Annotated in this window: 23 protein-coding genes, 1 pseudogene and 1 riboswitch; of the genes and pseudogenes, 11 read left to right on the top strand and 13 right to left on the bottom strand. The window is 67.5% G+C overall.

Annotation, left to right across the window (positions count from 1 at the left end; genetic code table 11):
* Positions 1–87 precede the first annotated feature (87 nt).
* A complete protein-coding gene (locus tag ACP3TD_RS18440; protein WP_426764426.1) occupies positions 88–708 on the bottom strand; it encodes an MBL fold metallo-hydrolase in 621 nt (206 codons plus the stop codon).
* On the bottom strand, positions 705–1,823 hold the full coding sequence (locus tag ACP3TD_RS18445) for an S-(hydroxymethyl)mycothiol dehydrogenase (protein ID WP_426764428.1): 1,119 nt from the start codon (positions 1,821–1,823) through the stop codon (positions 705–707). The genes ACP3TD_RS18440 and ACP3TD_RS18445 overlap by 4 nt, the downstream gene beginning before the upstream one ends.
* A gap of 318 nt (positions 1,824–2,141) precedes the next feature.
* Here ACP3TD_RS18445 and ACP3TD_RS18450 point away from each other — a divergent pair, with 318 nt between their 5' ends.
* The 3 genes from ACP3TD_RS18450 to purM all read left to right on the top strand — a co-directional run bounded on the left by ACP3TD_RS18450 (position 2,142) and on the right by purM (position 5,385).
* Entirely contained in the window at positions 2,142–2,456 is a 315-nt protein-coding gene (locus tag ACP3TD_RS18450) for a hypothetical protein (protein WP_426764429.1), read from the top strand.
* 104 nt (positions 2,457–2,560) lie between these two features.
* The gene (purF, locus tag ACP3TD_RS18455; protein WP_426764430.1) at positions 2,561–4,231 is read left to right on the top strand and encodes an amidophosphoribosyltransferase; all 1,671 of its coding nucleotides are present in this window, start codon (positions 2,561–2,563) and stop codon (positions 4,229–4,231) included.
* Entirely contained in the window at positions 4,228–5,385 is a 1,158-nt protein-coding gene (gene purM, locus ACP3TD_RS18460; protein WP_426764431.1) for a phosphoribosylformylglycinamidine cyclo-ligase, read from the top strand. The genes purF and purM overlap by 4 nt, the downstream gene beginning before the upstream one ends.
* 67 nt (positions 5,386–5,452) lie before the next feature.
* On the opposite strand, the gene ACP3TD_RS18465 is transcribed toward purM, so the two are convergent.
* Both ACP3TD_RS18465 and ACP3TD_RS18470 read right to left on the bottom strand, forming a co-directional pair.
* A complete protein-coding gene (locus tag ACP3TD_RS18465) occupies positions 5,453–6,217 on the bottom strand; it encodes a VOC family protein (protein ID WP_426764432.1) in 765 nt (254 codons plus the stop codon).
* A gap of 230 nt (positions 6,218–6,447) precedes the next feature.
* On the bottom strand, positions 6,448–6,681 hold the full coding sequence (locus ACP3TD_RS18470; RefSeq protein WP_426767298.1) for a DUF3073 domain-containing protein: 234 nt from the start codon (positions 6,679–6,681) through the stop codon (positions 6,448–6,450).
* 281 nt (positions 6,682–6,962) lie between these two features.
* On the opposite strand from ACP3TD_RS18470, the gene ACP3TD_RS18475 reads away from it, so the two are divergent.
* On the top strand, positions 6,963–7,670 hold the full coding sequence (locus ACP3TD_RS18475; RefSeq protein ID WP_426764433.1) for a septum formation family protein: 708 nt from the start codon (positions 6,963–6,965) through the stop codon (positions 7,668–7,670).
* A 36-nt stretch (positions 7,671–7,706) separates the two neighbouring features.
* Here the strand turns inward: ACP3TD_RS18475 and clpB are convergent, their stop codons facing one another.
* The 6 genes from clpB to ACP3TD_RS18505 form a co-directional block, all read right to left on the bottom strand.
* Positions 7,707–10,349 carry an ATP-dependent chaperone ClpB gene (gene clpB, locus ACP3TD_RS18480; RefSeq protein WP_426764434.1) on the bottom strand — a complete coding sequence of 881 codons (2,643 nt, stop codon included), beginning with the start codon at positions 10,347–10,349 and terminating at the stop codon, positions 7,707–7,709.
* A gap of 275 nt (positions 10,350–10,624) precedes the next feature.
* A complete protein-coding gene (locus ACP3TD_RS18485; RefSeq protein ID WP_426764435.1) occupies positions 10,625–11,377 on the bottom strand; it encodes a S1 family peptidase in 753 nt (250 codons plus the stop codon).
* Positions 11,378–11,544: 167 nt separating this feature from the next.
* Entirely contained in the window at positions 11,545–12,630 is a 1,086-nt protein-coding gene (locus tag ACP3TD_RS18490) for a sulfate/molybdate ABC transporter ATP-binding protein (RefSeq protein ID WP_426764436.1), read from the bottom strand.
* Positions 12,627–13,502 (bottom strand): ABC transporter permease, encoded by an 876-nt coding sequence (locus tag ACP3TD_RS18495; RefSeq protein WP_426764437.1) that lies wholly within the window; start codon positions 13,500–13,502, stop codon positions 12,627–12,629. The genes ACP3TD_RS18490 and ACP3TD_RS18495 overlap by 4 nt, the downstream gene beginning before the upstream one ends.
* Positions 13,499–14,293 (bottom strand): molybdate ABC transporter substrate-binding protein, encoded by a 795-nt coding sequence (modA, locus tag ACP3TD_RS18500; RefSeq protein ID WP_426764439.1) that lies wholly within the window; start codon positions 14,291–14,293, stop codon positions 13,499–13,501. The genes ACP3TD_RS18495 and modA overlap by 4 nt, the downstream gene beginning before the upstream one ends.
* Positions 14,290–14,700 carry a TOBE domain-containing protein gene (locus tag ACP3TD_RS18505; RefSeq protein WP_426764440.1) on the bottom strand — a complete coding sequence of 137 codons (411 nt, stop codon included), beginning with the start codon at positions 14,698–14,700 and terminating at the stop codon, positions 14,290–14,292. Before ACP3TD_RS18505 ends, modA begins: the two co-directional genes overlap by 4 nt.
* A gap of 132 nt (positions 14,701–14,832) precedes the next feature.
* Here ACP3TD_RS18505 and ACP3TD_RS18510 point away from each other — a divergent pair, with 132 nt between their 5' ends.
* Both ACP3TD_RS18510 and ACP3TD_RS18515 read left to right on the top strand, forming a co-directional pair.
* On the top strand, positions 14,833–15,702 hold the full coding sequence (locus ACP3TD_RS18510; protein ID WP_426764441.1) for a DUF4031 domain-containing protein: 870 nt from the start codon (positions 14,833–14,835) through the stop codon (positions 15,700–15,702).
* The gene (locus ACP3TD_RS18515) at positions 15,699–16,514 is read left to right on the top strand and encodes a 2-phosphosulfolactate phosphatase (RefSeq protein ID WP_426764442.1); all 816 of its coding nucleotides are present in this window, start codon (positions 15,699–15,701) and stop codon (positions 16,512–16,514) included. The genes ACP3TD_RS18510 and ACP3TD_RS18515 overlap by 4 nt, the downstream gene beginning before the upstream one ends.
* Positions 16,515–16,558: 44 nt before the next feature.
* Here the strand turns inward: ACP3TD_RS18515 and ACP3TD_RS18520 are convergent, their stop codons facing one another.
* Together ACP3TD_RS18520 and ACP3TD_RS18525 are read right to left on the bottom strand one after the other, a co-directional pair.
* On the bottom strand, positions 16,559–16,960 hold the full coding sequence (locus ACP3TD_RS18520) for a YccF domain-containing protein (RefSeq protein WP_426764443.1): 402 nt from the start codon (positions 16,958–16,960) through the stop codon (positions 16,559–16,561).
* Positions 16,961–17,064: 104 nt separating this feature from the next.
* Positions 17,065–17,676, bottom strand: a complete 612-nt coding sequence (locus ACP3TD_RS18525) for a phosphoribosylanthranilate isomerase (protein ID WP_426764445.1) — start codon at positions 17,674–17,676, stop codon at positions 17,065–17,067.
* 150 nt (positions 17,677–17,826) lie between these two features.
* Here ACP3TD_RS18525 and ACP3TD_RS18530 point away from each other — a divergent pair, with 150 nt between their 5' ends.
* The 5 genes and pseudogenes from ACP3TD_RS18530 to ACP3TD_RS18550 all read left to right on the top strand — a co-directional run bounded on the left by ACP3TD_RS18530 (position 17,827) and on the right by ACP3TD_RS18550 (position 20,428).
* Complete coding sequence (locus ACP3TD_RS18530) at positions 17,827–18,393, top strand: HutD/Ves family protein (RefSeq protein WP_426764446.1); 567 nt, start codon at positions 17,827–17,829, stop codon at positions 18,391–18,393.
* A gap of 16 nt (positions 18,394–18,409) precedes the next feature.
* Positions 18,410–18,832 (top strand): annotated as a pseudogene (locus ACP3TD_RS18535) (ferritin); the annotation flags it as partial.
* A 91-nt stretch (positions 18,833–18,923) separates the two neighbouring features.
* Positions 18,924–18,989: riboswitch (guanidine-III (ykkC-III) riboswitch) on the top strand.
* A gap of 9 nt (positions 18,990–18,998) precedes the next feature.
* Positions 18,999–19,322, top strand: a complete 324-nt coding sequence (locus ACP3TD_RS18540; protein ID WP_426764447.1) for a DMT family transporter — start codon at positions 18,999–19,001, stop codon at positions 19,320–19,322.
* A complete protein-coding gene (locus tag ACP3TD_RS18545; protein ID WP_426767299.1) occupies positions 19,322–19,681 on the top strand; it encodes a DMT family transporter in 360 nt (119 codons plus the stop codon). Before ACP3TD_RS18540 ends, ACP3TD_RS18545 begins: the two co-directional genes overlap by 1 nt.
* Before the next feature lie 120 nt (positions 19,682–19,801).
* Positions 19,802–20,428: a nucleoside/nucleotide kinase family protein gene (locus tag ACP3TD_RS18550; RefSeq protein WP_426764448.1), complete on the top strand. Its 627-nt coding sequence runs from the start codon at positions 19,802–19,804 to the stop codon at positions 20,426–20,428.
* Between the two features lie 141 nt (positions 20,429–20,569).
* On the opposite strand, the gene ACP3TD_RS18555 is transcribed toward ACP3TD_RS18550, so the two are convergent.
* Positions 20,570–22,153, bottom strand: a complete 1,584-nt coding sequence (locus tag ACP3TD_RS18555) for a GMC family oxidoreductase (protein WP_426764449.1) — start codon at positions 22,151–22,153, stop codon at positions 20,570–20,572.
* Between the last annotated feature and the right edge of the window lie 3 nt (positions 22,154–22,156).

Raw genomic sequence — 22,156 nt, forward strand, 5'->3', positions numbered from 1 at the left:
CCTTACCGGCATATGTTGATCAATCGCTGAGGGAGGCGTGCCGGGGTTTCCCGGCACGCCTCCACTGCGCGCTCTTCTGGACTGCGCCTACTCCGCGATCTTGGCCAGGGTTTCCTGTTCGGCCGCGATGGTGGTGTTGTCACCGTGGCCGGTGCGGACCACCGTTTCGGCCGGCAGGGTCAGCAGCCGTTCGCGGATGGAGGTGAGGATGGTGGGGTAGTCGCTGTACGACCGGCCGGTGGCACCCGGTCCGCCGTTGAACAGGGTGTCCCCCGTGAACACGGTTCCTTCGCTCGCCAGGTAGAAGCAGGTGGATCCCGGCGAGTGGCCCGGCGTGTGGATGGCCTTGAGCACGGCGCCGCCCACTTCGAACTCGTCGCCGTCCCCGTGGTACTGGTCCGGGGTGGCGTCCGGGTATTCCTGTTCCCAGAGGACCAGGTCCTCCCGGTTCAGGATGATCGGTGCGCCCACGGCTTCTGCAACCTCGCGGGCAGCGCCGATGTGGTCGTTGTGCGCGTGCGTGAGCAGGATGGCCTTGACCGTGCGGCCCTTGACCTTGTTAATGATCGCCGCGGCGTCATGCGGGGAATCGATGATCACGCACTCGGTGCCGTTGCCCACGATCCAGACGTTGTTGTCCACATCCCAGGTGCCGCCGTCGAGCGAAAACGTGCCCGAGGTGACGAGGTTTTCGATGGTGACGCTCATGCGGAGGCACCCGCGGTTTGGGTACCCGCCTGGATTTCGACGACGGAGCGCAGGACCTTGCCCTCATGCATCTTGCCGAAGGCCTCCTCCACCTGGTCGATGGTGATCCGCTCGGACACAAAAGCGTCCAAGTCCAGGTTGCCCTGCTTGTAGTGGGACACGAGCATGGGGAAATCGCGGGAGGGCAGGCAGTCGCCATACCAGGAGGACTTCAGCGACCCGCCGCGGCCAAAGACATCCAGCAGCGGCAGTTCCAGCTGCATCTCCGGCGTCGGAACGCCCACCAGGACCACCCGGCCGGCGAGGTCGCGGGCATAGAAAGCCTGCTTGAAGGTTTCAGGACGGCCGACGGCGTCAATCACCACGTCCGCTCCGTTGCCTCCGGTGAGGGCCTGGATGGCCTCCACGGCGTCTTCCTGCTTGGAGTTGACGCCGTGGGTGGCGCCGAGGTTCTTGGCCATGTCGATTTTGTTGTCGTCGATGTCCACGGCGATGATCGTGGTGGCGCCGGCGAGCTTGGCGCCGGCGATCGCCGCGATGCCCACGCCGCCGCAGCCGATCACGGCCACGGATTCGCCGCGCTTGACCTCACCGGTGTTGATGGCGGCGCCAATGCCGGCCATCACGCCGCAGCCCAGCAGGCCCACAGCGGCAGCATCAGCCTCGGGATCCACCTTGGTGCACTGCCCGGCGGCAACGAGTGTCTTTTCAGCGAACGCGCCGATGCCCAGCGCGGGAGACAGCTCGGTGCCGTCCTCAAGGGTCATCTTCTGGGTGGCGTTGGCGGTGTTGAAGCAGTACTGGGGCTGGCCCTTGGCACAGGCGCGGCACTGGCCGCACACCGCACGCCAGTTCAGGATCACACGGTCACCCGGCGCCACCTCGGTGACGCCCTCGCCCACGGCGCTGACCACGCCGGTGGCCTCGTGGCCCAGCAGGTAGGGGAAATCATCGCCAATGCCGCCCTGCTTGTAGTGCAGGTCGGTGTGGCACACACCGCAGGTCAGGATATCCACCAATGCTTCGCCCGGACCCGGATCCGGCACCAGGATGGTCTCCAATGACACCGGAGCGTTCTTCTCACGGGCAATGACAGCTTGAACTTTGTGAACCATGGTTCTGTGTTCCTTTCCTGGATCCGGCCGGATCCGGTGAGTCGGCACCAGCTGCCAATCTAGCCCACACGGCAGGGTGGCTGCCCGCCGGCGACCTGCTCGGCATGCGCCGGATGCATTGCGCATTACACAACACGGCGCACATAGTGCTACTACCGAATATGACAGCGGCCACAGTTGGTGTCAATAGATATATCAGTCATATCGCTGGGCGGACAGTGCCAGCCCGCCCTTTCCGTGCGCCGCCCACCGGCGCCGGACCTCCCGACTCCGCGGCTGCATTACGCGCACCAAATCTCCGGCAGTAGGCTGGATGGCATGTCTTCGAACCACCCCCCCGCCGAGCGGCGCGAGGTAACTGTCCGCCGGGCCCCCAAATTCGTACCGTTCCTGGTCCTGGGCGCACTGGTGGGCTTCGCAGCAGCTGCAATCGCGGCATTCGGGGTGCCCGCGGATGAGGACTTCGATCCGGGCGCAGTTTTTGGCTTCCTGATGATCACGTTCGGCGCCGCCGGAGCCGTTCTCGGTGCGGTCCTGGCGCTGATCCTGGACCGCCGGAGCGTGGGCCGGCAGCAGCGCGTCGTCGTCGAATCCGTTCCGGACTCAGAACCGGACACCGACCCGCAGCCGTGACCCCCGCCACCGGCAGCACGCCCCGGCATCCTGGCGCGTGACGCTGCCGGGTCACAAAGGGGAGCGGTAAAAAGTCCTACCCCATGTCGTGCGATAATCGATCAGTGGCACGCGGCGATGGAAAACTTTCCCATGATCTTCTTCCCGGCGAAAAAGGCCCGCAGGACGCCTGTGGCGTCTTCGGCGTCTGGGCTCCCGGTGAAGAAGTAGCAAAACTAACCTATTACGGGCTGTACGCACTGCAGCACCGTGGCCAGGAGTCCGCTGGTATCGCTACCAGTGACGGCAAACGGATCAATGTCTACAAGGACATGGGGCTGGTGTCCCAGGTCTTCGACGAAACAACCCTGAACACCCTCACCGGGCACCTGGCCGTGGGGCACTGCCGTTACTCCACTACCGGAGCCAGCCACTGGGCCAACGCCCAGCCCACCCTCGGCGCCACCTCCACCGGCACCGTGGCCCTGGCGCACAACGGCAACCTGACCAACACCGCCGAGCTCAACGCCATGATCACTGAACGCAACGGCGGTCAGCTCACCGGCGAAATGAAGCAGGGCAACACCTCGGACACCGCCCTGGTCACCGCCCTCCTTGAAGGCGAGCCCGGCAAGACCCTTGAGGAAACCGCCACCGAACTGCTGCCCAAGATCAAGGGCGGCTTCTGCTTCGTCTTCATGGACGAAGGCACCCTCTACGCGGCCCGCGACACCTACGGCATCCGCCCGCTGGTCCTGGGCCGGCTGGAACGCGGCTGGGTAGTGGCCTCCGAGCAGTCCGCCCTGGCTACCGTGGGCGCCAGCTTCATCCGCGAGATCGAGCCCGGCGAATTCATCGCTATCGACGAAGAGGGCGTGCGCTCCAAGAAGTTCGCTGAGCCCACTCCGGCCGGCTGCGTTTTCGAGTACGTGTACCTCGCCCGTCCGGACGCTGCGATTGCCGGCCGTTCCGTCTACGAATCCCGCGTGGAAATGGGCCGCCAGCTGGCCCGCGAAAACACCCACGAAGCGGACATCGTCATCCCCGTCCCGGAGTCCGGCACCCCCGCTGCCGTGGGATACGCCGAGGAATCCGGCATTCCGTTCGCACACGGCTTCGTCAAGAACTCCTACGTGGGCCGCACCTTCATCCAGCCCTCGCAGACGCTGCGCCAGCTGGGTATCCGGCTCAAGCTCAACGCCCTTGAGTCCGTGATCCGCGGCAAGCGCGTGGTGGTGGTGGACGACTCGATCGTCCGCGGCAACACCCAGCGGGCCATCGTCCGGATGCTGCGGGAAGCCGGCGCCGCCACCGTCCACGTCAAGATTTCCTCCCCTCCCGTCCAGTGGCCCTGCTTCTACGGCATCGACTTCGCCTCCCGTGCGGAGCTCATCGCCAACGGCGCCACCATCGAAGAGATTTCGCAGGCCATCGGCGCCGACTCGCTGGCGTACATCTCCGAGGACGGGATGATCGGCGCCACCCGCCAGCCCCGGGAACGCCTCTGCACCGCCTGCTTCACGGGCAAGTACCCGATTGCCCTGCCGGGCGCCGACAAGCTGGGCAAGAACCTTCTGGAACGCACCGACCTCGGCGGCCTGGCGCCGTCGCCGTCCGCCCTGCCGGGCGAAACCGCAGCCCTCGCCGTTGACCCGGAAGAGGACCCTGCCGAAAAGGCCGGCGCTACTGGTTGCGATCCCGGCCCGGACTCCGAGTTTGAAAACCTGCTGACCGACGCCGACATGGTGCCAGACGTACACGCCGCCGCAGGCACTGACAAGAAAGAGTCCGTATGACTTCCGCTAACACTGCCGCCGGTTCCGCATCAGAGAAGGCAGGCATCACGTATGCCTCCGCGGGCGTCGATGTCGAAGCCGGCGACCGCGCCGTCGAGCTCATGAAGGGCGCCATCAAGGCGACCCACAACCCGTCGGTGATCGGCGGGGTGGGCGGCTTCGCCGGCCTCTATGACGTCTCGAAGCTGCTGACCTACAGGAAGCCGCTGCTGGCCACCTCCACGGACGGTGTGGGAACGAAGGTTGCCATCGCCCAGGCCATGGACATCCACGACACCATCGGCTTCGACCTCGTCGGCATGGTGGTGGACGACATCGTCGTCGTAGGCGCCGAGCCCCTCTTCATGACCGACTACATCGCCTGCGGCAAGGTGGTTCCCGAGCGCATCGCCGGCATTGTGCGCGGCATCGCCGCCGCCTGCTCCGTGGCCGGCACCGCCCTGGTGGGCGGCGAAACCGCAGAACACCCCGGCCTGCTGGGCGAGCACGAATACGACGTTGCCGGCGCGGCCACCGGCGTCGTCGAAGCAGATGCCCTCCTCGGACCGGACCGCGTCCGCGCGGGCGACGTTGTGATCGGCATGGCCTCCTCCGGCCTGCACTCCAACGGCTACTCGCTGGTCCGCCGCGTGATCAACCACGCCGGCTGGGCCCTGGACCGCCAAGTCTCCGAACTGGGCCGCACCCTGGGTGAAGAACTGCTCGAGCCCACCCGCGTCTACGCCGCCGACTGCCTGGACCTGGCCCGCACCTTCCCGGTCACCGGTTCTGCAGCGGTCCACGGCTTCAGCCACGTGACCGGTGGTGGCCTCGCAGCCAACCTTGCCCGGGTCCTGCCGCAGGGCCTGGTGGCCACCGTGGACCGCGCCACCTGGGAACTGCCGGCCATTTTCAAGCTTGTATCCGAACTCGGCAACGTGCCGCTGGCCGACCTGGAACGCACCCTGAACCTGGGCGTGGGCATGGTGGCCATCGTCTCCCCCGAAGCCGCGGATGCCGCCGTCGCGCGTTTGAACGAACGCGGGCTGCCGTCCTGGGTGATGGGCACCGTCGCCGCAGACTCGGATTCCATCCTGAAGTCCGGCCCGGACTACGTCCAGGGCGCCAAGGGCGTGGACGGCGGCGCAGTCCGCATGGTCAACTCCTACGCGTAGCCAACACTTATCAGGTCCCGCCGGCGCACTGCCGGCGGGACCTGCTGTTTAAGAAGCCAGCCGCAGCTTAGCCGGCAACCTCGATCAGGCTCAGGACACCGCCCTGCGGGTCGCGGATGGTGGCCGGCCCCTCGCCGGAGCTGTCGTCCGGTGCCACCAGGACCTCGCCGCCCGAATCCCTGACGGCCTGCACGGCGGCGCTGAGGTCCGCCACGCCAAAGTAGATCTGCCAGCCGGCCGGTCCATCGTCCGGCGCCACCCCGGCCACCTCCTTGCCGTCCACCATCAGGGTGCTGTACGTGCCGCCGTCGTCCTGCGGGTACTCCGTGACGTCATGCCCGAACAGGTGCTGGAAGAATCCGATGGCGGCCTGGGGCTCAGGGGTGAGCAGCTCGGCCCAGGACAGTGCACCGGGCCCGTTGTACCGTCCTGAGCCGCGGTGTGTTCCGGCCTGCCACACTCCGGTGGTACCGCCGCCCGGCGCGTCCAGGAAGACCATGACGCCGGTGTCCCCCACCTCTTCGGGGCCGAACTGCACGGCACCGCCGGCGTGGACTGCTTCGCCGGCTATGCTGCGGGCGTCCTCCGCGGCCAGGTAGACGTTCCACTGGGCAGCGGAACCAGATGCCTGCATGGGGTTCTGCGGTGCGATGGTGGCCACCACGTCGTTACCCAGGAAGGCCATCGCGTAACTGCGGCCGTCCGGAGTTGGGTGGTCCTCGAAACGCCACCCGAACACTGCCGCATAGAACTTTTTGGCGGCATCGATGTCCGGCGTCTGAAGGTCAGCCCAGCACGGGGCACCCTGCGGGTAGGTGTTCACAGTTGGCATGGGACCAACGCTACACGGACGCCTATGGGAAGCCCCGGCCGCCGTCCACGCAGTGGCCGGCCGGTGTGCCGTGGCATCGAACGGCAATCCCGGAGGGTGGCAGAGGCGGCAAAGAGCCTGACGTCGACGGAAAGGCCCGTGGGCACGCACTGTAAAGAGGCGTGCCCACGGGCCTTGTGACCGAGGTCAGCAATGATGGTGCTGCAAAAGAATTCGCTCAGCGGCGACGACTAGCCGATGCGACGGGTGTCTACCTCGTCGTCCTCATCTTCCAAATCATCCGCGTACTTATCCACATAAGCCGAATAGTCCGGTTCCACCGGCTCATTGGCGTAATGGCTCGTTACACGACTGCCTGGGCCCGTCAGCTCACGCTGAAGTGCCGAGTAGTCAGTGTTCGGGGAGTAGTACTTGATGTCCCGAGCCTGCTTGGTAGCTTTTGCCTTTTGACGGCCGCGCCCCATGGCGTGACCCCCTTTTGTACTTGGACCGGAGGTGGTCACCTTGGCGATCGGTGAGGCCCCGGAATGTTTGGTCAATTTGTCGTACACCTAGATTACATGCTTTCTGCGGCCCCTGCTTGCCGCCCGACGCGCCCCCGTGGGCATTTGGGTTACCATTCCCCGGTCCGCCCGCGGGTTTCCGGGTTTTTTCTTCGGTAGAGTCGCTTCAGGCAGCTGCCAAAACCCTTCGGACAGCGGGTTTTTACAGTACTGACGCGACGACAACGCAGGAGGATGCAGCCGTGAACCCCCAGGACGTCCCGCCGAAACCAGCCTCCCCGCCAACGGCCGGCATCCCCCAGGTAGACGCCGCCCCCGCCCCGGCATCCGTGACGTGGCCCCAGCAGCACGCCGAACCCGGCTCCTCGGCCTCCGGAGCCTCCGATTCCACCCCATCCGCCTCCACCGCACCGAACCGGGCACCCAGGGCAAAGGCACTGTGGAAGGCGCTCTTCGCCGTCGTACTCGTTGCCGTGGTGGGCGGGCTCGTATGGCTGGCCCTGTGGCTCAACTCGGGCGCAACCTCCCCGCAGGCACAGGGCGGCCAGGCCGGCGTCCTGGAAACCACCCCCACGCCGCGGGTGACGCCGCTGCCGCTGCCCAGGGACGGCGTCAAGCCTGCCGACTACGCTGTGGGTGACTGCTTCAAGGACTTTGATCCGGAATCGCTGGCCTCAACCGTGGTGCCCTGCGACACGGGCCATTCCGCACAGCTGGTGGGCGTCTTCCGCTATCCCGCAGGTGAGCGCTACCCCGGCGCAGAAACGCTGAAGGCCAAGGCGCTGGAGGTCTGCCAAGCCACCAAGCTGGGACCGGCGGCCAATAGCTTCCAGCTCAACTACCAGCGCAGCTTCCCCAGCAGCACCAGCTGGGACGCCGGGGACCGCCGGGCGGACTGCTATGTGACGGCCCCGAACGGCAACGTCATCAACGCCAGCGTGCTGCCCTGACGGTTATCCGCCCGGACAGCACGCTGTGAGGATCCGCTAGTCCTTCCGGCGCACCGACAACCCGGCCGACGGGGCGCCGGTGAGGGCATCCACGTTGCCGTTGGTGAGCTCGCCCGGATCGGCCGCTGTGTCCACCACCACGGTGTCGCCGTCGTTGATGTCACCGGCGAGGATGGCCTTGGCCAGCCGGTCGCCGATCTCGCGCTGCACCAGTCGGCGCAGCGGGCGGGCACCGTAGGCGGGGTCGAAGCCGGAAAGGGCCAGCCAGGCTTTGGCTCCCTCCGAAACCTCCAGGGTGAGCCGGCGTTCGTGCAGTCGGCGGCCCAGCTCGTCCACGTGCAGTTCGACGATGTGGCCGAGTTCCTCCACCGTGAGGGCGTCGAACAGGACCACCTCATCAAGCCGGTTCAGGAACTCCGGCTTGAAGGACGCGTTCACCGTGGCCATCACGGCGTTCCGCTTGGCCTCGGCGTTGAGGGTCTGGTCCACCAGGAACTGGCTGCCCAGATTGGACGTCAGTACCAGGATGACGTTGCGGAAGTCCACGGTGCGGCCTTGGCCGTCGGTGAGACGGCCGTCGTCGAGCACCTGGAGCAGGATGTCGAAGACCTCGGGGTGGGCCTTCTCCACCTCGTCCAGCAGCACCACAGAGTACGGACGGCGGCGGACGGCCTCGGTGAGCTGGCCACCCTCTTCGTAGCCGACGTAGCCCGGAGGGGCGCCCACCAGCCGGGCCACGGAGTGCTTCTCGCCGTACTCGGACATGTCGATGCGCACCATGGCACGCTCGTCATCGAACAGAAAGTCCGCCAGGGCCTTGGCCAGCTCGGTCTTACCCACGCCGGTGGGGCCCAGGAACAGGAATGAACCGGTGGGCCGGTTGGGATCGCTGATACCGGCACGCGCACGGCGGACAGCATCCGAGACGGCAGTAACAGCCTTGGCCTGCCCGATCAGCCGCCGGCCCAGCTCCTCCTCCATGTGCAGCAGCTTCTGGCTTTCGCCCTGCAGCATGCGCCCGGCAGGGATGCCGGTCCAGGCGGAGATGACCTCGGCGATGTCATCGGCGGTCACCTGTTCGGCCACCATCTGGGATGACTTGTCCGTCACGGCAGCCTCGGCCTCGGCAGCGGCGGTGAGCTCGCGTTCCAGCGCCGGTATCTCGCCGTAGAGCACGCGGGAGGCGGTTTCGAGGTCGCCTTCCCGGGCAGCTTTCTCGTACGCGCCGCGCAGTTCGTCGAGCTTGGCTTTCAGGTCACCCACCCGGTTGAGGCCGGCCTTCTCGGCTTCCCAGCGGGCCTTGAGACCGTTAAGCTCCTCCTCGCGGTCAGCTTTGTCAGCCCGCAGCGCGGCGAGCCGCTCCACGGAGGCGGCATCCTTTTCGTCCTGGAGGGCCAATTCCTCCATGGTGAGCCGGTCCACCAGCCGCTGGAGCTGGTCGATCTCCTCCGGGGCGGAATCGATCTCCATGCGCAGCCGGGACGCGGCCTCGTCCACGAGGTCGATGGCCTTGTCCGGAAGCTGCCGCCCGGAGATGTAGCGGTTGGACAGGGTGGCGGCGGCCACCAGGGCGGAGTCCGCGATGGTGACCTTGTGGTGCGCTTCGTAGCGTTCCTTCAGTCCGCGGAGGATGCCGATGGTGTCCTCGACGCTGGGCTCCCCCACGTAGACCTGCTGGAAGCGGCGTTCCAGGGCCGGGTCCTTTTCGATGTTCTCGCGGTATTCATCCAGGGTGGTGGCGCCGATCAGCCGCAGTTCCCCGCGGGCCAGCATGGGCTTGAGCATGTTGCCGGCATCCATGGAGGAGTCCCCGGTAGCGCCGGCGCCCACCACGGTGTGGATCTCGTCGATGAAGGTGACGATCTGGCCTTCGGAGTTCTTGATCTCCTCGAGCACGGCCTTGAGCCGCTCCTCGAATTCGCCGCGGTACTTGGCGCCGGCCACCATGGATGCCAGGTCCAGGGCGATCAGCGTCTTGCCGCGCAGGCTTTCGGGGACGTCCCCCGCCACGATGCGCTGGGCGAGTCCTTCCACCACGGCGGTCTTGCCCACGCCGGGCTCCCCGATGATCACCGGGTTGTTCTTGGTGCGGCGGCTCAGTACCTGGACGATCCGGCGGATTTCGGTATCGCGTCCAATCACCGGGTCCAGCTTGCCGGAGCGGGCCATGGCCGTGAGGTCGGTGCCGAACTTCTCCAGCGACTGGAAGGTGTTTTCCGGGTCCTGGCTGGTGACTTTCCGGTCGCCGCGGACGCCGGGCAGGGCGGCCACCAGGGCTTCGTGGGAGGCGCCGGCGTCGCGGAGGAGGCGCCCGACGGCGTCACTTCCGGCAGAGAGGCCCAGCAGGAGGACTTCGGTGGACACGAAGGTGTCGCCGAGGTTTTCGGCCTCGGTTTTGGCGTTCTGGATGGCCTGCAGCGCCGGGCGCGAAAGCTGGGCCTGCTGCGAAGATCCACCCGAAGCCGAGGGAAGTGACTTGATGGCGCTGCTGGCCTGGACACTGACGGCATCCGGTTCGGCGCCGGCGGCCTTCAGCAGTGCCACCGCCACGCCGTCGCGCTGGTCCATCAGGGCCTTGAGTATGTGGGCGGGTTCCACCTGCGGGTTGCCGGCCGTTGAGGCGTTCATGGCGGCAGCCGAAAGAGCCTCCTGGCTCTTGGTGGTGAATTTGACGTCCAAAGAGGGCTCCTTTCAGGGGCGGGCTTTCTTGAGGTTGAGTGTACTCCGCTCAAGTTTGAAAAGCGCAGCCCTTTGGCCCTGTTTTCCCACAGCGAACCTTCGGCGCTTCCCTGCAGGCCCGATTCCCGGCGGGCCTGGTTCCCAGCAGGACGTGCAAAACCGGCTGGCGGCTCCCCCAACAAGCCACCCGCCGGCCGGCCGGCCCCACGGCATCCCTCGCGAACCGGCACCGCCCACCCCTTACCGGGACGGCCGGAATTCGAGAAGACCGGAACTCAGGAGGCGCCCACCCCTGAGACGCTGGTGATCCAGCCAAGGTTGCGGGACACGGACGCGTGGTCGTTGTAGTACCTGGTGAAGCTGGACGGGTTGGGGCTGGGCAGGATGCTCGACGTCGACAGGACACCTGCCAGCTTGCCGTTGACAATGAGCGGACCGCCGGAGTCGCCGCCCAGGGTGTGCCCGCTTTGGGACTGCGTCCGGACGGAGGCTCCGCCGTAGGTGTCCGCGCCCTGGCCGGCCACGGTGACGTCGGCCGTCTTGAGATTGTAGGACATGGTGCCCGCGCCTTCGGTCTGGTCTCCCCAGCCGTACACCTTCGCCGGAGCCCCGATGGCGGGGAACGAGCTGGAGAGCCCCACGTAGGAGCCGTAGTGCGGGGTGGACAGTTTCAGCAGCAGGACATCGCCGGTGCTGGAGGCGTAGCGGGCGGCCACGGTCTTCACGGTGCCGCCGGCCTCCAGATAAGTGGTCCCCAGCCGGACGGACTGCAGGGAGGCGGAATTGCAGTGCTTCGCCGTGATCACCCAGCTGGCCGAGATCTGGCTGCCGGTGCATCCTACGTTGGTGCCGGTGGCATCGAAGGAAATCTGCGCTGCATAAGGGGCTGCGGAAATGGTGGTGGTGCTGCCGCCGGCTATATCGGGACTTCCAGTGTCACCGCCCGGCGCGGGCGCGGCCTGCGCGGGCAGCGGGCCCATCAGCGCAGCAGTCGCGGCAACGGCGGCAAGGATTCTGGCGATTTTCACAGCGGTGGCTCCTTCGCAGGTGACCCCGCACCGCTGCCGGTTGAGGCGCGGACGGGGTCGGTTCCGGTTGATGGGTGGCGGCGATGGCCTGCCGCCCATCCGTACGGTACCGGAACGTTGTGAAGTTTGTCACTGAGTTTGACAAGACGTGTAAATAAACTTGTAAATCATGTCGCGTAGATGGAAACCGCCGCGGACTTGATCACGAAGTGGGCCCGGACCCCCGGCGCCAGGCCCAGCTCTGCCGAGGCCGCAGGTGTGATGTCCGCGGCCAGGCCGCCTCCACGCACCCGGATCTGGTCTCCATGGGGCTCAAGCTCGGTGACCTCCACAGGAAAGGAATTGCGGGGGCTTCCGTGTGCGTCCGTCAGGAACACGGACACGGCCGACGGCGGAAACACGGCAGCGCCCGGCAGCCCGGCGGCGCCTGCCTGGCCTCTTTCGCCCGGCTCCTCCAGCTGCCCCGCGATGTCGAGGCCCCGGGCAATGGCCTGTCCGCCGGCTGTCCGGATCCCGGAAGCCGTCAGCGTGCCGGTGACGAAGTTGAGCCCGGCCAGGCCGGCCGCGAACGGGCTGCGCGGGCGCTCCAACACCTCACGGGTGGGGCCATCCTCCGCGATGCGCCCATTCTCGAGGACCACCACGCGGTCCGCCAGCATCAGCGCATCCAGCACGTCGTGGGTGACGATGATGGCCTGCCGGTCCGCGAGTACCCGTTTCAGCAGCCGCCGCAGCAGCGGGGCCGAATGGATGTCCAAGGCCGCCATGGGTTCGTCCAGCAGGAGGAGGCCGGGGCCGGCAGCGAGGGCACGGGCGACGGCCACGCGCTGCGCCTGGCCGCCGGACAGGCCGGCTGGGCGGCGGCCCGCCAGGGCTTCAGCCTCCACTTCGGCCAGCCACTGGAGGGCGCGTTCCCTTGCCTTTCGCGGCGGGACGCCGGCGCTCCGGGGCCCGAAGGCCACATTGTCCGCCGCTGTGAGGTGCGGAAAGAGCAGGGGTTCCTGGGCCAGGAGTGCCGTTCCCCGGCGGTGCGGCGGCGTCCACTGATGGATCCCGGACCCCAGGTGGAACAGCGTCCGGCGATTGAGTTCGGCCCGCCCGGTGTCCGGCCGGACCAGGCCCGCGATGGTGGACAGCAGGGTGGATTTGCCCGCGCCGTTGGGGCCCATCACCGCCACGGTTTCGGTGGGCCCCAGTGCGAGGGAAACGTCGAAATCCCGCTGGGCCACGGCTGCCTGGAACGAAAAGCTCACCGGACAGTCCCGCCCGCGGTGCCCGCCGTCGTCGGGCGCTGGGAAGAACGGGCCCCTGGTGCCGGGCCTTGGCGCTGCAGTCCGCCCGAACGGCCGTAGGCAAGCGCCACCACTGCTACCGCGACGGCCACCAGGACAAGTGACAGGGCGACGGCGGCCTCGGGATCGGTTTCGCGCTGGAGGTAGATTTCCAGCGGCAGGGTGCGGGTGACGCCCTGGAGGCTGCCGGCGAAGGTGAGGGTGGCGCCGAATTCGCCCAGGCTGCGGGCAAACGAGAGCACGGCTCCGGAGGCCAGCCCGGGAAGGATCAGCGGGAGGGTGACGCGGCGGAACACGACGCCCGGCGGGGCGCCGAGGGTGGCGGCCACGGCCTCGTACTTCTGCCCGCCGATCCTCAGCGCTCCTTCCAGGCTGACCACCAGGAACGGCAGTGCCACGAAGGTTTGGGCAAGGACCACGGCGGTGGTGGAAAAAGCGATCTGGATGCCGACGACCTGCAGGGCGCCGCCCAGGAGTCCCTGCCGGCCGAAGGTGTAGAGCAGCGCAATGCCGCCTACCACCGGCGGCAACACCAGCGGCAGCAGCACGAGGGAGCGGAGCAGCCGCTGGAAGGGGAAGCTGCCGCGAGCCAGGACGAGGGCGAGGGGGACACCGAGCACGATGCACAGGAGCGTGCTCGCGGCCGACGTGCGCAGGCTAAGGCCCAGGGCGTCCAGCGCAGACTCAGAGGTGACCAGCGGGATGAAGTTTGCCCAGTTGACCCGGGCCACGATGGCTGCCAGGGGCAGGACCACCACCAGGGCCGCCAGGACAGCGAGTCCGGAAACCCACCGGGGGATGCCGGTATACGGCTGCCGCGCCCGGAGCTTCATTGTCCGCCTGCGCCGAACCCGGCCTTGGCGAGAACCTGTTGGCCGTCGGATCCCAGCACGAGGTCAATGAAGGACTTGGCGGATTCCTTGTCCTTTGCCCCGGACAGGGCTGTGATGGGGTAGCTGTTGACGGCCGCTCGGGCCTCCGGGAACTGGATGCTTTCCACTTTGTCCCCGGCTGACTTGACGTCCGTGACGTACACCAGGCCGGCGTCGGCTTCGCCGGAGGTTACTTTGCCCAGGACGTCGGTCACCGCGTTTTCCTCGCTGACCGGGCGGAGGGTGACCCCTGCCCTGCCCGCCACCGTGGCTGCGGCCGCACCGCAGGGCACCTGCTTGGCGCAGGTCACCAGCCGGAGGCCGTCCCTGGCGAGGTCCTGGAACCTGGTGACACGTGCGGGATTCCCGGCCGGGACCGCAATGACCAGGGTGTTGGTTGCGAAAACCCGGGGCTCACCGTCGGCCAGTCCCGCCCCGGTGACTTTGTCCATGTTTTTGGTGTCCGCGGAGGCAAAAACGTCCGCGGGGGCGCCCTGGTTGATCTGGGTGGCGAGGTCCGAGGAGCCGGCGAAGCTCAGGCTGACGCGGGTGCCGGGATGCTGCGCCTCGAACGTGTCCGCCAACTCGGTGAAGCTGGACTTGAGCGATGCCGCGGCGAAGACGGTCAGGGTAGTGGCGGCAGCGTCAGATGAGGTGCCTGCGCCGCCCGCCGGTGCGCCGCTGCCCGCACATCCGGCCAGTCCGGCCGCCAGCGCCAGGGCAGCGACCGCCGTCATAAGGCTTCGTTTCATACCGTTCCCTTCCCCTGGGGGGTTTCGATGATGACGGTGGTGGCCTTGACTACCGCCGTGGCCACCGAGCCCAGCTCAAGCCCCAGGTCCCGGACGGCTTCGCTGCTCATCAGGGACACCACCCGGAAGGGCCCGCACTGGAGTTCCACCTGCGCCATGACCTTGTCTGCCGTAATGCCGGTCACCAGCCCCACGAACCTGTTGCGCGCCGAACTTCCGGTCCGGTGTGGATCGTCGGGAAGCTGGGCGAGTTTCTGGGCGTGCCGGGCGAGCTCCAGCCCGTCCACGGCCAGCCGGCCGGACTCGTCCCTGAGGGCCGTGAGGGAACCGTTGTCCGTCCAGCGCCGCACAGTATCGTCACTGACACCGAGGAAGCGGGCGGCCTCGGAAACGCGGATGAGGGTCATGCGCCCATGATAGTTCGTATTTGCGGACAAGATCACGGGTTCATTCCGCAGATCGGATTGTGACTCCGGCGTTGTTTCCTGCGGGTGTCGCGCTGCCACGCGGCGGCGGGGCCGCGGCACTACACTTCCTGCATGGCCATTTACCTGGACCCGCCATTGTGGCCTGCCCACGGAACGCACTTCTCGCACCTGGTGTCAGACACGTCGCTGGATGAGCTGCATGCCTTCGCCGGCGCAGTGGGAATCCCGGAGCGGGCGTTCGACGGCGACCATTACGATGTGCCGGAGCGCCGCTTTGATGACCTTGTGGCTGCCGGTGCCGTGCCCGTTGAGGCCCGCGTCCTGGTGCGGAAGCTGATCGCCAGCGGCCTGCGGATCCCGGCGCGGCAGCGGAACAAATCCCTTAAGGTGCCGCTGCTGAACCGGTGGAACACCATCATGGACGGCCATGATGCCCTGTTCCTGGACCTGCTGGACCGCTGGAGCGAACCGCACCGGCACTATCACGGCTGCACCCACCTGCTCTCGGTCCTCGAGGCGCTGGACCTGCTTACGGAGCCCGCCGAACCGCCACGCACGGTGCTGCTGGCCGCCTGGTTCCATGACGCCGTCTACCGCGGAACAGCAGGACAGGACGAGGAGGAATCGGCACGCCTGGCAGAGGACCGGCTGGCGGAGGCCGGGCTCCCCGAAGCTGACGTGGACGAAGTTGCCCGGCTGGTGCGCCTGACCTCTGACCACCGGCCTGAACCGGGGGACGACGGCGGCGCCCTGCTCTGCGACGCGGACCTTTCCGTCCTCGGCGGGGAACCGGACCAATACGCGCGCTACGTGGCTGCCGTGCGCAAAGATTATGCGCACATCGGCGACTCCGACTTCGCCGCCGGCCGTGCCGCCGTCGTACGCCATCTGCTCGAACTGGAACCGCTGTTCAACAGCCCCCGCGCGAAGGCGCTGTGGGAGGACCCCGCGCACCGCAACCTGAAGGACGAACTGGAATGAACGCACCCGGCTCGAACCCGCGGCACACCAGGACGGCGAATGCCGCGCACTGGCAGCTTCCCTACACTGTCCGCTTCGAGTGGGCACCCGGCGCAGCCGCCATCACGTCCGGCGCCGACCTTGCCGTGGTGGTGGACGTCCTGTCCTTCACCACCTGTGTGAGTGTGGCGCTGGACCGTGGCGCGGAGGTGCTCCCCTACGCGTGGAAGGACACCAGCGCCGAGGACTTCGCCGCCCACCACGGTGCACAGCTTGCCGGACCGCGCGACGGCGGCGGGCTGAGCCTGTCCCCCGCCAGCCTGCGTGCCGCGGACTCCCTGGACCGGGTAGTACTCCCCTCCCCCAACGGCTCGGCGCTCTGCCATGAACTGGCCGGCCACGTTCCGCTGGTGGCCGCGGTGTCCCTCCGCAACGCGGCCGCAACGGCCGACTGGGTGGCTGCGAACGTGCCGGAGGACGCCGTGATTGCAGTGATCGCCGCCGGCGAACGCTGGCACGACGGATCCCTCCGCCCCGCAGTGGAGGACCAGATCGGTGCCGGCGCCTTCATCGCAGGCCTGGCTGCCACGGGCAGGGGCGGCTACGACGCGGATGAAGGCAGGGACGGCCGGCACGGCTACTCGCCCGAATCCGTGGCGGCAATGGCAGTCTACGAGGCTGCCGAGCCGCGGCTGCGGGAGATGCTGCACGGCTGCGCCAGCGGCCGCGAACTGGCGGGCGCCGGCTACGCCGCGGACGTGGACATCGCCGCGGAACTGGACGACAGCGACGCCGTTGCCATCCTGGCGGACGGGGTTTTCCGGCGCAGGTGACTCATTGGTGGTCGCCGGACCCTGCCTAACAACCAGAGCCGCGACTAGCGGTAGGTGCTCACAAACGGGGTGCTGGTGGGCACGATCTGCTTGCCCAGCGGCATCAGCGATACCGGAATGAGCTTCAGGTTGGCGATGGCCAGCGGGATGCCGATGATGGTGACGGCCATGGCGAACGCGGTGACCACATGTCCCACGGCAATCCAGATGCCGGCCACCAGCAGCCAGATGACGTTACCCAGCAGCGAGAAGACACCGTTGCCGCCGGGCTTGTCCACCACCATGCGCCCAAACGGCCAGAGCGTGTAGGCCGCGATCCGGAACGAGGCGATGCCCCACGGGATGGTCACGATCAGCAGGCAGCAGATGATCCCGGCCGCGAAGTAGCCCAGGGCCAGCCAGAAGCCGCCGAATACCAGCCAGATGATGTTGAGCAGTGTCTTCATGCATCCATTGTCCACCGGGACCGCGGACCGGAACGTAGGGGATTCCCCTGAGCGGACCCTGAATTGGCCCCGCTGACACCGCCGGGAGCTGGTTCCGGGCAGCCCTAAACCTTCGCGCCGGCCTTCGCGGCACCCACGAAGGCACGGATCTTTGACAGGTCCTTGACGCCGCGGGATGCCTCCACACCGGAGGACACGTCCACGCCCCAAGCGTGGGCCGCCACGGAAGCGTCACGGACATTGCCTGCGTCCAGCCCGCCGGCGAGCAACCACTGGCGGCCCTGCAGGACGGGGAGATCCGCCATGGACGCGTAGTCCCAGCTCTCACCCGAGCCGGGCACGGCGGCATCGATGAGGAGGAGGTCTTCGCCCCAGTCCTCCAACTCATCCGGCCCGGCACCAACGGTGACGGCCCTGACCAGCTTCATGCCGGCGTCGTGCACTGTGGCAACATCCGCGCGGGTGCGCTCGCCGTGCAGCTGGATCCACTGCAGTCCCGCGGCGCGGGCAATGGCAATGGCGTCGGCCACAGGCTCGTGGCGGAAAACGGCAATGGGGGAAACGTTAGCCGGCACGTCAGCCAGCAAGGTGGCAACCTGGCCCGGCGAGACCACCCGCGGGCTGGCGGTCAGGACGAATCCCACCGCATCCGCCCCGGCATCCACCGCTTCCTGGATGGATTCAGACGTGCTGAGACCACACACTTTGACGAACATTCCCGGGCTCCTTCAGGCTGTTTTCGTGTTGACCCCCCGCAGGAGAGTAGCAGGGACGGGTCCAACCTGCGATGCGTGCCCACGTAACCAAACCGCACACTGGCCACGCGGCGGGACCGGTCAACACCGGCCGCGAACTAGGCTGGGCAGATGCAGATCATCCGCTTCGCAGAACTCAAGGCCCAACCCTGGCGCAACGGCGGCGGCACCACGCGGGAAATCCTCAGTGGCCCGGCAGACCAGGCTGACGGGTGGGGCTGGCGGGTCAGCCTCGCCGATGTCACCAAGGCCGGTGATTTCTCGGCATTCCCGGGATGCGAGCGCGTGCTCACCGTGGTGGAGGGCGAACTCCTGCTGCTCAGCGTGGACGGCTCCGAACGTCCCGTGGAAAAGTACCGGCCATTCCGGTTCGACGGCGGCGCTTCCACCACCGCCGCGCTGCCCACCGGAGACATCCGGAATCTGAACGTGATCACCAGGTCCGACGCTTTCAAGGGCTACGCATCCGTCATCGAAATTTCGAAGAAGCGCGCCCATCCGGTGTTTGCGGGACAGGTGGCCGTGCTGCTGCAGGGACAGGCCGCGGTGGGTGACGGAGCCGGCGGCTCCGCCGACCTGGGGCGCTATGACGCGGTGGTGGGATCTGATGACGCCACTCCGGAGGTCACCGGCCGCGGGTTCCTGGCCGTGGTGTCCATCGATCCTGCAGCGGACTGAACCGTCCGCGAACCGGCCCCAGTTGGCCCGCTGCTTCTACGGCCAGTCCGTGGAGGAGCGGAACCACGCCATGATGATGGTCCAGTACATGCTGGACTGGGACATCCCCTTCAACATTCCGGGCGTTCCGGCCGTCCGGGCCGACTTCGCCAAGGTCACCGAGCCGCTGGCCCTTGCGCTGCAGCAGGAAAAGGAAGTCACCAGGAACATCGAGGACCTGTTCCGTGCTGCCCGCACCGAAAAAGATGCCCTGGGTGAGCAGTTCATGCTCTGGTTCCTCAAGGAACAGGTGGAGGAGGTGGCGTCCATGGCCACCCTGCTGAACATCGCCGAACGCGCGGACAACCTCTTCGACATCGAAAACTTCATCGCCCGGGAAACCGTCGGCGACGGCGGCCGCGACGCCAACGCGCCGGTTGCCGCAGGCGGCGCGCCCTAACCTGCACCCCGGCCAACTGGGTAGCAGGCACCTGTGGTGAGCTTGGGCACCAACGGTGGCCACCCGGCGTCGGGCGTTGCTATGTTGGAAACCAAGGCTCCGCACCCGAGCCTCCGGACGACGGTTCAGTACCCGGCACGCGACAAGACTGGCCAAAGGATCTGTCATGTCGTGGTTAATCCTGGTTCTGTCCGGGGCGCTCGAAGCCGTCTGGGCCGCCGCCCTGCACCGCGCAGCGCAGGCATCCGGCAAACGCCGCATCGCCCCCTCCATCCTCTTCCTGGTCTCCGTCGCCGCCAGCACCGGCGGCCTGGCCTTCGCCATGCAAACCATTCCCACCGGCACCGCCTACGCGGTGTGGGTGGGCGTCGGCGTCGTTCTGACATCCGCCTACGCGATGGCCAGCAAGGTTGAACGCCCGACGGCGGCGCGCCTGCTCCTGCTGACCGGCATCGCCGCGTGCGTGGTTGGCCTGAAGGTGGTGGCGTGATGTTGCAGCGTTCAGCTCCGTGGCTGGTGCTCTTGGCGTCAGCCGTCCTCGAAGCGGTCTGGGCCACTGCGCTGGGCCTGTCCGACGGCTTCAGCAAGCCGCTGCCCACGGTGGTCTTCCTGGTCACCGCCACCCTCAGCATGCTGGGCCTGGGCCTGGCGATCCGGTCCATCCCGCTGGGCACCGCCTACGCCATCTGGGTAGGCATCGGGGCTGCCCTGACAGTTGGCTGGGCAATGGCCACCGGCGTGGAACCCTTCAGCGTGCTGAAGCTGCTGTTCATCGCCGGGATCGTGGGCTGCGCCGCCGGGCTCAAGGCATTGCCCACCGAGAAGAAGCAGCCGGCTCCCGCGAGCTGACTTTCCCCACCTTTGAGGCGGGCAGGCGGCGTGTCCCGGCGACCCGCCGTCGTCCGCCGCCATGGTGGCCGCAAAGGTGGGGAGGTTCAGCGGCGCTGCCCTGGCCTTTAGGCTTTTGCCATGGACTCCCCCGAGATCGCCCAGGCCGTGGACGCGCTCCGGCGCCGGCTGGCCTCTGGAACGCGGACCATCCTGGGCATCGCCGGGGCGCCCGGTTCCGGAAAATCCACCCTGGCTGCCTGGCTCCAGCAGCAGTTCGGCGCCGGAACGGCGGTGGTGGTGCCCATGGACGGATTCCACCTGGGGAACGCCATCATCGATGGCACCCCGCTGCGGCAGCGCAAGGGCGCCATGGACACGTTCGACGCCGGCGGGTACCTTTCGCTGCTCCGGCGCCTGGCGGCACGGGATGAGGCAGTCGTTTACGCGCCGGAATTCCGGCGCACCCTGGATGAGCCGGTGGCGGCGTCCATCGCGGTGCCGGCCGACGTTCCGCTGGTCATCACCGAGGGCAACTACCTGCTGGCCAATCAGGAGCCGTGGAAAGAGATCCGGGCGCAGCTGGACGAGGTGTGGTTCCTGGAGACGACCCACGAGCTGCGGATCAGCCGCCTGGTGGCCCGGCACGTCTCATTCGGGATGGCACCGGACGCCGCTGAAGCGTGGGCCAATGGGCCGGACGAGGCCAACGCCGTCCTGATCAGGTCCACCCGCCACGGCGCTGACCGCATCATCCCCTGGCTCTGACCAACTTGCGTTCCAAGCGGCAGGCCTGGTGGCAGCGCCGCTGAGTTTCCCCACCTTTGAGGCGGGCCGACGGCGTGTCCCCGGGACACGCCGTCGTACCTGCCTTCGTAACCGCGAAAGGTGGGGAGTTTCAGCGGAAGGTCAGGCGGTGCGGGCCGCCCGCACCAGCTCGGCACACCGTTCGCCGATCATCATGGTGGTGATGTTCGGATTCACGGTGGTCAGCTCCGGCATGACGGACGCGTCGGCCACGCGCAGGCCGGTGACGCCCTTGACCCGGAGTTCGGGATCCAGCGGCGACATCCGGTCCCCGGTTGCACCCATCCGGACCGTCCCCGCCGGGTGGTACACCGTGTTGTGGGTCTGGCGGATGTACTCGGTGATCTCTTCGTCGCTCTGGATGTCGGCGCCGGGGTACAGCTCGGTTCCCACCCACCCGGACAGCGCCGGCTGGGCAGCGATCTCCCGTGCTTTCCGGATGCCGGCCACCATCACGCGCATGTCGTGGCCCTCGGGATCGGTGAAGTAGCGGGGGTCCACCTTGGGCTTGTCCCGGAAGTCCTTGCTGCGCAGTTTCACCGTTCCGCGGCTGCGGGCGTGCGTGACGTTGGGCGTGAGGCAGAAGCCGTTCTCCGTGGTGGGGAAGCCCTGGCGCAGGGTGTGCATGTCGAACGGTACGGACCCGTAGTGGAACATCAGGTCCGGGCGGTCCAGGCCGTCCTCGGTGGTGGTGAAGATGCCGGCCTCCCACCACTGCGTGGACGTCTCCGTCATGGGCTGCTTGGCCTCCCACTGGATGACACCCTCCGGGTGGTCCTGCAGGTGCTCGCCCACGCCGGGGGAATCGACGCGTACCGGGATGCCGAGCTCAGTCAGCTGGGCCGCCGGGCCGATGCCGGAGAGCATCAGCAGCTTGGGTGAATCGATGGCGCCGGTGGAGACGATCACCTCGGACCGGGCGGTGAGCAGGTGGGTCTTGGCGAAGCCGTTGTCCACCACGGCCACGCCGGTGCACCGGTTGGCGTCGTCGAAGGTCAGCTCCTTGGCACGCAGGCCGGTCAGCAGCGTGAAGTTCTTCCGGTCCATGATGGGGTGGATGTAGGACACGGAGCTGGAGGAACGGGTGCCGTCCGCGCGGCGGTTGATCTGGAAGAAGCCCGCGCCGTTGATCACCGTCTCGCCGGTGTTGAACTTCACCTTGGGGATCCCGGACTGCTCGCAGGCTTCGAGCATGGCGCGGCCGGTGGGATCGTTGGCGGGGACGTTCATCAGGTGGACGGGGCCGGAGTCACCGTGGTGGGGCGCGTCCGGGCCGGCGTCCTCGTTGGTTTCCAGCTGCTGGTAGAGCCGGTAGGCCAGCTCGGAGTTCCAGCCGGTGGCGCCGAACTTCTGCTCCCAGTCATCGATGTCCTCACGGGGCGCCCAGAAGGCGATGCAGGAGTTGTGGCTGGAGCAGCCGCCCATCACCTTGGCGCGGGCATGCCGCATGAACGAGTTGCCGTTTTCCTGCTCCTCGATGGGGTAGTCCCAGTCGTAGCCGGACTCCAGGAGTTCCATCCAGCGGTCCAGCTGCAGGATCTCGGGCAGGTTCCGGTCATCGGGGCCTGCCTCCACCAGGGCCACCTCCAGCGACGGGTCCTCGCTCAGGCGGGACGCCACGGCAGCCCCCGCGGAGCCGCCGCCGATCACGATGTAATCGAATTCAGTCTTGGTTCCGTTTGCCATGTG

The sequence above is a fragment of the Pseudarthrobacter sp. 1G09 genome, from assembly GCF_050038305.1.
Taxonomy (GTDB): domain Bacteria; phylum Actinomycetota; class Actinomycetes; order Actinomycetales; family Micrococcaceae; genus Arthrobacter; species Arthrobacter equi.

Excerpts from the sequence above, each read along its gene's own strand:
- ACP3TD_RS18440 (WP_426764426.1), bottom strand. The coding sequence starts at position 708 with ATGAGCGTCACCATCGAAAACCTCGTCACCTCGGGCACGTTTTCGCTC.
- ACP3TD_RS18445 (WP_426764428.1), bottom strand. The coding sequence starts at position 1,823 with ATGGTTCACAAAGTTCAAGCTGTCATTGCCCGTGAGAAGAACGCTCCG.
- ACP3TD_RS18450 (WP_426764429.1), top strand. The coding sequence starts at position 2,142 with ATGTCTTCGAACCACCCCCCCGCCGAGCGGCGCGAGGTAACTGTCCGC.
- purM (WP_426764431.1), top strand. The coding sequence starts at position 4,228 with ATGACTTCCGCTAACACTGCCGCCGGTTCCGCATCAGAGAAGGCAGGC.
- ACP3TD_RS18465 (WP_426764432.1), bottom strand. The coding sequence starts at position 6,217 with ATGCCAACTGTGAACACCTACCCGCAGGGTGCCCCGTGCTGGGCTGAC.
- ACP3TD_RS18470 (WP_426767298.1), bottom strand. The coding sequence starts at position 6,681 with ATGGGGCGCGGCCGTCAAAAGGCAAAAGCTACCAAGCAGGCTCGGGAC.
- ACP3TD_RS18495 (WP_426764437.1), bottom strand. The coding sequence starts at position 13,502 with ATGAAGCTCCGGGCGCGGCAGCCGTATACCGGCATCCCCCGGTGGGTT.
- modA (WP_426764439.1), bottom strand. The coding sequence starts at position 14,293 with ATGAAACGAAGCCTTATGACGGCGGTCGCTGCCCTGGCGCTGGCGGCC.
- ACP3TD_RS18505 (WP_426764440.1), bottom strand. The coding sequence starts at position 14,700 with ATGACCCTCATCCGCGTTTCCGAGGCCGCCCGCTTCCTCGGTGTCAGT.
- ACP3TD_RS18510 (WP_426764441.1), top strand. The coding sequence starts at position 14,833 with ATGGCCATTTACCTGGACCCGCCATTGTGGCCTGCCCACGGAACGCAC.
- ACP3TD_RS18515 (WP_426764442.1), top strand. The coding sequence starts at position 15,699 with ATGAACGCACCCGGCTCGAACCCGCGGCACACCAGGACGGCGAATGCC.
- ACP3TD_RS18520 (WP_426764443.1), bottom strand. The coding sequence starts at position 16,960 with ATGAAGACACTGCTCAACATCATCTGGCTGGTATTCGGCGGCTTCTGG.
- ACP3TD_RS18525 (WP_426764445.1), bottom strand. The coding sequence starts at position 17,676 with ATGTTCGTCAAAGTGTGTGGTCTCAGCACGTCTGAATCCATCCAGGAA.
- ACP3TD_RS18530 (WP_426764446.1), top strand. The coding sequence starts at position 17,827 with ATGCAGATCATCCGCTTCGCAGAACTCAAGGCCCAACCCTGGCGCAAC.
- ACP3TD_RS18540 (WP_426764447.1), top strand. The coding sequence starts at position 18,999 with ATGTCGTGGTTAATCCTGGTTCTGTCCGGGGCGCTCGAAGCCGTCTGG.
- ACP3TD_RS18545 (WP_426767299.1), top strand. The coding sequence starts at position 19,322 with ATGTTGCAGCGTTCAGCTCCGTGGCTGGTGCTCTTGGCGTCAGCCGTC.
- ACP3TD_RS18550 (WP_426764448.1), top strand. The coding sequence starts at position 19,802 with ATGGACTCCCCCGAGATCGCCCAGGCCGTGGACGCGCTCCGGCGCCGG.
- ACP3TD_RS18555 (WP_426764449.1), bottom strand. The coding sequence starts at position 22,153 with ATGGCAAACGGAACCAAGACTGAATTCGATTACATCGTGATCGGCGGC.